Annotated in this window: 8 protein-coding genes; 5 read left to right on the top strand and 3 right to left on the bottom strand. The window is 69.4% G+C overall.

Annotation, left to right across the window (positions count from 1 at the left end; all coding sequences use genetic code 11):
* The first annotated feature begins 760 nt into the window (after positions 1-760).
* Positions 761-1417 carry a peroxiredoxin gene (locus tag G6R24_RS14380; protein WP_163549759.1) on the top strand — a complete coding sequence of 219 codons (657 nt, stop codon included), beginning with the start codon at positions 761-763 and terminating at the stop codon, positions 1415-1417.
* A gap of 186 nt (positions 1418-1603) precedes the next feature.
* On the opposite strand, the gene treY is transcribed toward G6R24_RS14380, so the two are convergent.
* A complete protein-coding gene (treY, locus tag G6R24_RS14375; protein ID WP_163549760.1) occupies positions 1604-4087 on the bottom strand; it encodes a malto-oligosyltrehalose synthase in 2484 nt (827 codons plus the stop codon).
* 31 nt (positions 4088-4118) lie between these two features.
* Positions 4119-6347 (bottom strand): glycogen debranching protein GlgX, encoded by a 2229-nt coding sequence (glgX, locus tag G6R24_RS14370; RefSeq protein ID WP_163549758.1) that lies wholly within the window; start codon positions 6345-6347, stop codon positions 4119-4121.
* Positions 6348-6504: 157 nt separating this feature from the next.
* Here glgX and G6R24_RS14365 point away from each other — a divergent pair, with 157 nt between their 5' ends.
* From G6R24_RS14365 to G6R24_RS14350, 4 genes are all read left to right on the top strand, one after another.
* Positions 6505-6939 (top strand): NfeD family protein, encoded by a 435-nt coding sequence (locus G6R24_RS14365; protein WP_163549757.1) that lies wholly within the window; start codon positions 6505-6507, stop codon positions 6937-6939.
* A gap of 60 nt (positions 6940-6999) precedes the next feature.
* Positions 7000-7914: an SPFH domain-containing protein gene (locus G6R24_RS14360; protein WP_163549756.1), complete on the top strand. Its 915-nt coding sequence runs from the start codon at positions 7000-7002 to the stop codon at positions 7912-7914.
* Positions 7915-8068: 154 nt separating this feature from the next.
* Positions 8069-8611 (top strand): DUF3145 domain-containing protein, encoded by a 543-nt coding sequence (locus G6R24_RS14355; protein ID WP_163549755.1) that lies wholly within the window; start codon positions 8069-8071, stop codon positions 8609-8611.
* A gap of 215 nt (positions 8612-8826) precedes the next feature.
* Entirely contained in the window at positions 8827-9120 is a 294-nt protein-coding gene (locus tag G6R24_RS14350; protein WP_163549754.1) for a DUF4193 domain-containing protein, read from the top strand.
* Between the two features lie 103 nt (positions 9121-9223).
* On the opposite strand, the gene G6R24_RS14345 is transcribed toward G6R24_RS14350, so the two are convergent.
* On the bottom strand, positions 9224-9817 hold the full coding sequence (locus G6R24_RS14345; RefSeq protein ID WP_163549753.1) for an isochorismatase family protein: 594 nt from the start codon (positions 9815-9817) through the stop codon (positions 9224-9226).
* Positions 9818-10037: the final 220 nt, after the last annotated feature.

The raw sequence follows: 10037 nt of genomic DNA, 5'->3' as shown, positions 1-10037 counted from the left end.
AAGCGGCTATACCTGTCGAACCAGTGGATGTCGTATTCTGTGGGCCGCCAACATTGTTCGCTGGTGCGGCACCCAGAGCCACTCCTGAGGTGTGTGTCAGCGTCAGTGCTGATGCCAGCAGCACCAGCACCGGAATCCGTAATCGTCTGCGCACGGCCATCCCCTTTTCCGTCGGTCGCACTGTTCGATCATCGGCGGTCCTGAACGTGGCGGAGCCGCCGACTCCCCGGGCCCCCGTAAATCGACGTCACTATAAAATACGGTTTATTATTCCGCTACCGGTGCATACACTTTTAGGCGCGGATTTCCAGGCTTTGGCCAGTACGTCCGGCGGTCGGCTCGCCCCCGGCTTCGGGTGCCGGGTCGGAGTGGGACGTGCCTGGTGGTGGCGTGCCGCCGGCCGTCGGGAACATCGATGATCTGTGTACCGTCGGGTCCGGTTCCGCGAGCGGCGCGTCGATCGCGCCGCGGGCGGCGGGCATCGCCGTGTCGGACCTGCGCCACGCACCGTATATGCACATAAAGTATCTGTTGGGATACTTTATGTGATCGATGGTGGTACCTGTGCCGCCTGCCAGGGGGTCAGTGCCGAGAGCGACTGCCCGGCCCGCGCGGCAGATGGCACCATCAGGTGAGGTGGGTGGGTACGGCCACGCACCACCCGCCAGGTTCGGCCCGGGCCTGACACCCGGGTACAGAGGTACGACACACCGCGGCGCCGCGCGCGCCGCAGCCCAGAGAAAGTTAGGACGAGACGACGATGACTCTGACGATCGGCGACACCGCGCCGGACTTCACCACCGAGACCACCGAGGGGACCATCAACTTCCACGAGTGGATCGGCGACTCGTGGGCGGTGCTGTTCTCGCACCCGAAGAACTTCACCCCGATCTGCACCACCGAGCTCGGCTACGTGGCCAGCATCAAGCCCGAGTTCGACGCGCGCAACGTGAAGATCATCGGACTGTCCGTGGACCCGGTCGACAAGCACGCCGACTGGGCCAAGGACATCGAGGAGACCCAGGGCACCGCGCCGAACTACCCGCTGATCGGTGACTCCAACTTCAAGGTCTCCAAGGCGTACGGGATGCTCGGCGCGAACGTGAGCGGCGACCCGGCCGACCGCACGGCCGCGGACAACCAGACCGTCCGCAACGTGTTCGTCATCGGCCCGGACAAGAAGATCAAGCTGATCCTGGTCTACCCGATGACCACCGGCCGCAACTTCGACGAGGTCCTGCGGGTCATCGACTCGCTGCAGCTGACCGCCAAGCACAAGGTCGCCACCCCGGTGAACTGGAAGCAGGGCGAGGACGTCGTCATCGCCGGCTCGGTCAACAACGACCAGGCCAAGGAGATCTTCGGCAGCTGGAACGAGCCGAAGCCCTACCTGCGGATCGTCCCGCAGCCCAAGTAGTCCGCTCGCCGGCCGATCGGTTCGGCCGGTGGCGCCGGTGCGGTGCCGCCGGCACCATCAGCGGTACCGCACCAGCGATACGAGCGGCCCTCGGCCGAGGTGGAGACACTTCGGCCGAGGGCCGGCGGCGTTTCCGTGCCGGACGCAGGCGCTGGTAGGCCGGCAGCCGGCCCGCCACCGTGGCCCTCAGGAGCGGACGAGCAGGCTGACCGGGAAGTCGCGCAGCAGGCGCAGGACGTAGGCCGTCCCGCCGTCGTGGCGGCGCCCGGTCAGCACGTCGGTCCAGCGGCCCTCCGGCAGTGGCAGGGTGGTGTCCCGCCAGCCGCCGCCGCGGCGCAGACCCAGCACCAGCCGCGGGACCACGGTCACCATCGCCTCGGAGCGGACGAACGCCACGACGTTCTCCGCCGCCGAGCCGGATGCCCACAGCGGGCGGTAGGTGGCGTGGGCACCGAACCAGTCCGGGTTGTCCCGGCGCACCCGCAGGGCGCGGGCGACCACCAGCAGTTTCGCGGCGCCCGCGTCGTCGAGCAGCGGGGGGCGTCGCGGCGGGGAGTCGTCGGCGGGGATGTCGGCGCCGAGTTCGGCGAGCAGCTTCGTGCGGTCGCCGAAGTTCACCGGACGACGGTTGTCCGGGTCCACCAGGGACAGATCCCACAGCTCCTGGCCCTGATAGACATCGGGCACCCCGGGCATGGTGAGCTGCAGCAGCTTCTGGGCCAGCGAGTTGTGCCGGCCCAGTTCCACCAGAGCGCCGACGTAGCCGGTCAGCACCGCGAGGAACTCCTCGTCCTCGAGCACCGACTCGACGTAGTTCACCAGGGCCGCCTCATAGGCGGGGTCCTGGTCGGTCCAGCTCGTGTACAGCTTGGCCTCGCGGGCGACCTTGAGCATGTACTGGGTGGCCCGCTCGGCGGGCAGCGGCCAGGCCCCGACGAGGGTCTGCAACAGGAAGTAGATCGTCGGGCGGTCGGGCCAGCCCTGTTCGGTGTCACGGTGACGTTCGCCGAGGCGGACCAGCCGTCCGGCGGCCTCCGCCCAGCCACGCGGGTCCTCGGAGAGCACCGCGAGGCGGGCGCGGACGTCCTCGGAGCGTTTGGTGTCGTGGGTGGACAGGGTCGTCATCGTCAGCGGCCAGTCCCGCTGGGTGGCCACCGCGGCCTCGTGGAACTCGTTGACGGCGCTACGCGGATGGCCGGTGGTGAACGCGGGGAAGCGGGACGGGTCGCCGCCGACCTCGTTGAGCGCGATCATCCGGGCGTAGCGGTAGAACGTGGTGTCCTCGATGCCCTTGGCCATCACCGGGCCGCAGGTCTGCTGGAAGCGGGTGACGAACTCCGGCGGGCCGCCCAGGGCGAGGTCCTCGATCAGGTCGACCTCGGTGGCCCGGCCCGGCAGGTACGACCGGGCCTGCTCACAGGCCCGCACGATGTGGCCGCGGGCCTCCAGGCTCGGGGTGCCGTCCGGGCGGATGTAGGCACGGTAGACGTCGAAGGCGGCCAGTACCTCGCACAGCGCCTCGCGCAGCCCGCTGCGGGTCAGGTCGGCGCGGGCCCGGCGCGATTCGACCAGTGCCAGGGCGGTGAGCCGGTCGACCTCGGGTTGCAGGACCCCGGCGAGCACGTCCAGCTTCGCGGCTCGCGCCTCGGTCTCGTAGGTCGGATCGGCCCGGGTGATCTCCTCGTAGAGCACCGACAGCGGATGACCGGCGAGCGGGTCGAGGAACAACCGGGTGATCCGGCCGATGCCGTCGTAGCCGGTGGTGCCGTCGCACGCCCAGGTCCGGGGCAGCGTCTCGTCGTCCTCGAGGATCTTCTCGACGACCGTCCACACCCCGCCGGCGGCGTCGGAGAGCCGGCGCAGGTAGCCCTCCGGGTCGGCGAGGCCGTCCGGATGGTCGATGCGCAGACCCTCGAACGTGCCGGCGCGGACCTGCTCGATGAGCAGGCGGTGGGTCGCCGCGAACACGTCCGGTTCCTCCTGGCGCAGGCCCGCCAGGGTGGTGATGTCGAAGAAGCGCCGGTAGTTCAGTTCGGTGGCCCCGACCCGCCACCAGCACAGCCGGTAGTACTGGGCGTCCAGGGTGCCGGCGATGTCGTGGGGGTCGGCGGTGCCCGGCGCCGTCGGCAGCACGTGGTCGTAGTAGGCGACCACCCAGGCGCCGTCCTCGTCCTGGCGCACGCTGATCTCACCGGCGGCCAGGCAGTCGGCCAGGCCCGCGCCGAGGATCGGCACGACGACCCGGCCCGGGTTGTCCGGGCTGGCCCAGTCGATGTCGAACCAGCTCGCGTACGGCGAGTCCGGCCCCTCGCGCAGCACCGACCACCAGGCCGCGTTCGCGGCCTGCGGGGCGACGGCCATGTGGTTGGGCACGACGTCGACGACTAGGCCGAGACCCGCGCGTCGGCAGGCGGCGACCAGACGGCGCAGCCCCCCGCTACCCCCGAGTTCCGGGTTGATCTGGCCGTGCTCGACGACGTCGTAGCCGTGGGTGGAACCGGGCGCGGCCTCCAGCACCGGCGACAGGTACAGGTGCGACACCCCGAGGGAGGCCAGGTAGGGGACGATGACGGTCGCGTCGGTCAGCGAGAAGTCGAGGTTGAGCTGCAGCCGGTAGGTCGCGGTCGGAACCGCCCGCTCGTCACCGGAGCCGGCCCGTCCCCCGATCATGGCACCCGCCCCGCCGGAGCCCATGGTCGCGTCAGGGGACACGGCGCAGCACGACCGTCGAGCGAGCGTCGATCTCGAGCGGATCACCGGCCTTGACCAGACGACCGCTGTCGCTGGGGTCGAAGGCGGTCGTGGCCAGGGGAATCGCCTCCAGATCGGCGTCGACGAGGGTGACGGACCGTCGCGTGTCCACCACTGTCTCCCAGGAGCCACCGAAGTTCGTGGCCGGCACGCGGAAGCCGACCGGTTCGAAGTGGGCGTTGAAGAACAGCAGGAAGGACGAGTCCTTGATCGGCTGGCCGAGCGCGTCCGGGTCCCGGATGGCGTCGCCGTTGAGGTAGACGCCGAGGGTGCGGGCGGTGCCGGACTCCCAGTCGGCGCTGGTCATCTCGGTGCCGTCCGGGCGCAGCCAGACGATGTCCTTGCTGGCGGGGTCCAGGTCGGTGTCCGTCGCCGGGTCACCGGTGGCCGGGCCGCCACCGGCCGGGCCACTCTGGCCGCTCAGCACGTTGCCCTTGAAGTACTTGCGGCGGCGGAAGATCGCATGGTCGCGGCGCAGTTTCGACACCTGGCTGACGAACTCGACCAGGTCGGCGTTGCGCTCGGCGTCGGACCAGTCCAGCCAGGAGATCGGGCTGTCCTGACAGTAGGCGTTGTTGTTGCCGCGTTGGGTGCGACCCATCTCGTCTCCGGCGACCAGCATGGGCACCCCCTGGGACAGCAGCAGCGTCGTCAGCAGGTTACGGGTCTGCGCGCCGCGAAGCGCGGTCACCACGGGATCGTCGGTGGGTCCTTCCACACCGCAGTTCCACGAACGGTTGTCGTCGGAGCCGTCCCGGTTGTCCTCGCCGTTGGCCTCGTTGTGCTTGTCGTTGTACGAGACGAGGTCGCGCAGGGTGAAACCGTCATGGGCGGTGATGAAGTTGATCGACGCCCAGGGGCGACGGCCGGAGTTCTCGTACAGGTCGCTGGAGCCGGTCAGCCGGGAGGCGAACTCGGTGATCCCGTGGTCCTGCCCCCGCCAGAAGTCACGGACGGTGTCGCGGTACTTGCCGTTCCACTCCGTCCACAGGGGCGGGAAGTTGCCGACCTGGTAGCCGCCCTCGCCGAGGTCCCACGGCTCGGCGATCAGCTTGACCTGGGAGACCACCGGATCCTGCTGGACGAGGTCGAAGAACGACGACAGCCGGTCGACGTCGTAGAACTCGCGGGCCAGGGTCGCGGCGAGGTCGAAGCGGAACCCGTCGACGTGCATCTCGGTCACCCAGTAGCGCAGCGAGTCCATGATGAGCTGCAGGACGTGGGGGTGGCGCACCCGCATGCTGTTGCCGGTGCCCGTGTAGTCCATGTAGTAGCGCGGGTCCTCGTCGACCAGCCGGTAGTAGGCGGAGTTGTCGATGCCGCGGAAACACAGCATCGGGCCCATGTGGTTGCCCTCGGCGGTGTGGTTGTAGACGACGTCGAGGATCACCTCGATCCCGGCCTCGTGCAGGTTGCGGACCATCCCCTTGAACTCCTGCACCTGCCGGCCCTGCCCGCCGGAGGCGGAGTAGCCGTTGTGCGGTGCGAGGAAGGCCACCGAGTTGTAGCCCCAGTAGTTGCGCAGGTTGCGGCTGACCAGATGCTCGTCATGGACGAACTGGTGCACCGGAAGCAGCTCGATCGCGGTGATGCCGATCCTGCGGTAGTGCTCGATCATGATGGGGTGGGCGATACCCGCGTACGTTCCGCGGTACTCGTCCGGCAGGTCCGGGTGGTTCTTGGTCAGTCCGCGGACGTGGGCCTCGTAGATCAGCGACTCGTTGTAGGGCGTGCGCGGTGGCCGGTCGCCGTTCCAGTCGAAGAACGGGCTGATCACCACCGACTTCATCATGTGCGGGCCGGAGTCGGCGTCGTTGACGCTGTCCGGGTCGCCGAAGGTGTACGGGAAGACCGCCTGGTCCCAGGCGATCTCGCCGTCGACGGCCTTGGCGTACGGGTCGAGCAGGAGCTTCGCCGGGTTGCAGCGGTTGCCGGCGGCCGGATCGTACGGCCCGTCGATGCGGTAGCCGTAGCGCTGACCGGGGCCGACCGAGGGCAGGTAGGCGTGCCAGACGAAGGCGTCGACCTCTTTGAGTTCGACCTTCTCCTCATGCCCGGCATCGTCGAACAGGCAGAGCATGACCTGTTGCGCGACCTCCGAGAAGATCGCGAAGTTGGTCCCCGTACCGTCATACGTGGCGCCAAGGGGATATGGGTGACCCGGCCAAACCTGCGACATAGGCCCGAAGCCTACGGCCACCGAGCCTGCCCTGATTCGTCGGCGCGGGAACCGACTCGTCACACGTGCGGCGATCCGGGCGATCGCGCGCACCGCCAGCCCCGGCCATTGACGTTTCATTGATCGGTTCCGACCTGGTCAGGCCTAGCATGACCACATGGCCGACTGGGCGATCTGGGTCGTCGTCGCTGGCGCTCTGTTCGTCGGCGAGCTGATGACGCTGGACCTGATTCTCGTGATGCTGGGCCTCGGCGCGCTGGTGGGGGCGGTGCTCGCCCTGCTCGGCGTGGACGTGGTCTGGCAGATCGCCGCCGCCACCGTGGCGGCCGGCGGGTTCGGGCTGGGCCTGCGCCCGGTGGCCCGCCGGCATCTGCAACGCGGCCCGCAGCTGGTGACCGGGGTGGCGGCGCTGGTCGGCGAGCAGGCACTGGTCGTCGAGCGGGTGGACGGGCTCGGCGGGCGGGTGAAGGTCCGCGGCGAGATCTGGTCGGCACGGTCCTACCCCGGTTCGCTCGTGCTGGACGCGGGCGAGCAGGCACGAGTGCTGCGCATCGACGGGGCCACCGCGATCGTGCACAGGTTCGAGCTCTGAGCGCCGAGCCGAGCGGACGGATCCGGGCGGCTGACGCCCGAGGCAGGGAGGGAACAGCTCATGGCAGGTGTCATCGTGGCCGCGGTGATCGCGGCGGTCCTGTTGGTCGTCCTCGTGCGGGCCGTGCGGATCGTGCCGCAGGCCCGGGCGATGGTCGTCGAACGGCTCGGTCGCTATCACCGCACACTCACCCCGGGTCTGGCGATCGTGGTCCCGTTCGTCGACCGCATCCGCGATCGCATCGATCTGCGTGAACAGGTCGTCAGCTTTCCACCGCAACCGGTGATCACCGAGGACAACCTCGTCGTCGGCATCGACACCGTCATCTACTTCCAGGTCACCGACCCGCGGGCGGCCACCTACGAGATCGCCAACGTCATCCGGGCGATCGAGCAGCTCACGGTGACCACCCTGCGCAACGTCATCGGTGGGCTGAACCTCGAGGCCACCCTCACCTCGCGCGACCAGATCAACGGCCAGCTCCGGGGCGTGCTCGACGAGGCCACCGGCAGGTGGGGCATCCGGGTCAACCGGGTCGAGCTCAAGGCGATCGACCCGCCCCGCTCCATCCAGGACTCGATGGAGAAGCAGATGCGGGCCGAGCGGGACCGGCGGGCCGCCATCCTGACCGCCGAGGGTGTGAAGCAGAGCGAGATCCTGCGGGCCGAAGGTGCCAAGCAGGCCGCGATCCTGCGGGCCGAAGGTGAGCGGGAGGCGCAGATCCTCACCGCGCAGGGCGAGGCGCAGGCGATCGGTACCGTCTTTCGTGCCATCCACGAGGGCAACCCCGACCAGAAGCTGCTCGCCTACCAGTACCTGCAGACCCTGCCCCAGATCGCCCAGGGCCAGGCGAGCAAGCTGTGGATCGTGCCGAGCGAGCTGACCGGGGCGCTGGGCAGCCTCGGTGGTCTGCTCGCCGGACCGGGCCAGGGGGACCACCCCCCGGGCGAACCATCACCGGGCCGGGCGACATAGCCGGTGTGAGCACCGAGATACGACCAATTAGTCATACCTTTGGGTGGGGGTGGGGCTAGTCCCCACCGCTCGACCATGGGACGATTCCGTCAGCCGGTTGGGACGGGTCGATGAGACGCAGGGGAAGGCGTTCCTCGTCGACGGAGGTTCCTGCGTGGTCGCAATATCCCCGACAGCTCGTGAGCTGTCGTCCACCCCGTCATCGTTCGCGGTGCCGGGTAAACTGGCGGTCCTCGCCTGTCCGCCAGCGCTGTGTCCACATCTCGAGTTCGGCGTGTCTACAGTGCTGTCCGCGGCCGTGTCGTTGACCTGGACGGCACAGCCCGGTTCACCGGGGTTCCTGTTCGCCGGGCTGGAGTGGCGGGGCTCCCCGGGCACCGCCGGCCGGGTCGCCGCGAACCTGCGCCGGCTCGGGCACGTCACGTTCGAGACCGTGGAGGGCCCCTCCTCGGGCTGCGACGCCGAGCGCTACTCCTACACCCCGGAACTGGGCCTGCACCGGGCCGCCATCGCGGCCAACGGTGACGTCGTGGTCGGTGAGGCGGCCCTGCGGGCGCTGCTCGAACGCGGCGAAGCCCGGGAGACCCTCGCCCGCGGACTGCACCGTCTGCTCGGTACCGCATGGGACGACGTGCTCGAACCACTGCGCCGCGGGGCACACGGAGCGCCCATCACCTGGCTGCGGCGCACCGGCTGACACTGTCTGCGGGGAGCGGCCACACCCCCGCTGACCTGCGCTCCGTCAGGATGGCGGCGCCTGCGGGCGAGGTTCGTCGCGCAGCGACGCAGGCCGCGTTCCGGCGTGTGGCCAAGGCCACATACGGGTAGCGCGGGTCTGACGGGCACATACCCCGGCGGTTATGCGTTGAGGCTTGCGCACGACCACGAACAACCATTTTGGGAGTTACCTCAGTGGCCACCGATTACGACACCCCGCGTACGACCGACATAGAGGACGCATCGGAGCAGAGTTTGGAGGCACTCAAGGCCCGTCGTGCCGACGCGGCCGCGGATCTGGGCGATGAAGCCGACCCGTTCGAGGCGGAACTCGGACTGCCCGGCGCCGACCTGGCAGGCGAAGAGCTGAACCTGCGCGTCCTGCCCCGGCAGGCCGACGAGTTCACCTGCACACAGTGCTACCTCGTGCACCACCGCAGTCAGCTGTTCGACGAGCGTCGGATGGTCTGCCGGGACTGCGCGGCCTGATCCTCGACCAGGTGCACGGCGGTCAGCCGACCGTTGCCGGCGTGGCCCGCAGTCCGCACGGCCTGTCCACCGTGTGGCCTGCCGACCACCCGGGCGGGTGCGCTCACCCGCCGACCAGGACACCAGCCTCGCGCATGGCGTCCACGGCCCGGTCATCGTCGCCGGGGTGCAGGTTCACGAACCGGGTGAGCGCCAGGGGCAGCACCACCGTCAGACCCTGAGCCCGAGCATCCAGTGCGCTGGCCCGCACACAGTGATCGCCAGCCAGGCCGACCACGACGAGAGTGGTGATGCCCAGCTGCCCAAGCCGCTCGCCCAGCAACGTCGCCCGGCGGACCCCCGAGTGTGGATCGCGCACCGAGAACGCCGAGTACCCGTCGGCCCCATCGACACCCTTGCGGATCACCTCGCCGTCGACGACCAGATCCGGATGGAAGGCTGCGCCATGGCTGCCCGCGACACAGTGCGGCGGCCAGACGCCGCCGCCGGTGACGAAGTGCGGTGTCTCGGCGGGATGCCAGTCCTGGCTGTAGAAGACCGGCGAGCCGGCGGCTCGGGCGGCTGCCACCTGCGCGTTTATCCCCGCGATGACCTGTTCGCCGTCGGCGACGTACAGACTGCCCGCGGGATCGGCGAAGTCGTTCTGCACGTCCACCACCAGCAGCCCGACCCGCGGTCCGTAGCCCACGCCCGGCATCAGGGCCCACCTCTCCTTCGCACGGGTCGGCGTGTGCCGACCCGTCACACCGACTGACCGATCGTTCACCCCCGATCGGCAGTGTCCCGCCGGGAGCCGGAGCCGTCGAGGGGAAAATGGGCCTGTCGTGGGGAATGTCGCCTCGGGTTGATATGTCCCCGCGTGTCGCATCCCGACACGCCAGGGCGGATATCCCTGATCATGGCCGGCTCGCGGCTTA

The organism is Candidatus Frankia nodulisporulans (assembly GCF_902806475.1).
GTDB lineage: Bacteria > Actinomycetota > Actinomycetes > Frankiales > Frankiaceae > Frankia > Frankia umida.
The sequence above is the reverse complement of the archived record's forward strand: the minus strand, read 5'-3'. Positions and strand labels throughout refer to the sequence as shown.

Excerpts from the sequence above, each read along its gene's own strand:
- G6R24_RS14360 (WP_163549756.1), top strand. The coding sequence starts at position 7,000 with ATGGCAGGTGTCATCGTGGCCGCGGTGATCGCGGCGGTCCTGTTGGTC.
- G6R24_RS14380 (WP_163549759.1), top strand. The coding sequence starts at position 761 with ATGACTCTGACGATCGGCGACACCGCGCCGGACTTCACCACCGAGACC.
- treY (WP_163549760.1), bottom strand. The coding sequence starts at position 4,087 with ATGATCGGGGGACGGGCCGGCTCCGGTGACGAGCGGGCGGTTCCGACC.
- G6R24_RS14365 (WP_163549757.1), top strand. The coding sequence starts at position 6,505 with ATGGCCGACTGGGCGATCTGGGTCGTCGTCGCTGGCGCTCTGTTCGTC.
- G6R24_RS14345 (WP_163549753.1), bottom strand. The coding sequence starts at position 9,817 with ATGCCGGGCGTGGGCTACGGACCGCGGGTCGGGCTGCTGGTGGTGGAC.
- glgX (WP_163549758.1), bottom strand. The coding sequence starts at position 6,347 with ATGTCGCAGGTTTGGCCGGGTCACCCATATCCCCTTGGCGCCACGTAT.